Raw genomic sequence first — 398 nt, forward strand, 5'->3', positions numbered from 1 at the left:
GCCACCTTGTCTGCCGTGCCGAACACGGAGATAACCCACTCGCCACCTTGTCTGCCGTGCCGAACACGGAGATAACCCACTCTTTGACCCCCGGCGGGACGGCGTCGATCACGGCCCCGCCCACGGCTGTCACTGGAGAAACCGTGGGGCTCACCAGGCTGGCCGCGAGCTCACCGAGCACCACGGCCGTGCCGACGGCCACCAGACCGGCCACGGCGGCCCACAAGTCCCGCTCACGTCGTTGCCGCGTGGGTGATTGTTGACTGCGCGGTTGTTGGGTGCGCGGTTGTCGGGTGCGCGGTTCCTGGGTGGGCTGTTGCCGGGTCCAGCCTCGCTGCCCCTGCGCGCCCCCTTGTTCGTGGTCCTTGCCCGCGATTGTCTCGTCCATGTCCTTCCCC

General features: G+C 68.6%; 1 protein-coding gene. It reads right to left on the bottom strand.

Annotated features, from left to right (window positions below; translation table 11 throughout):
* Positions 1-388, bottom strand: a 388-nt coding sequence (locus AC1U89_RS24920) for a hypothetical protein (protein WP_479902291.1), incomplete at its 3' end; no start/stop codon positions are given.
* Positions 389-398: the final 10 nt, after the last annotated feature.

The organism is Caulobacter sp. 05T431 (assembly GCF_056665975.1).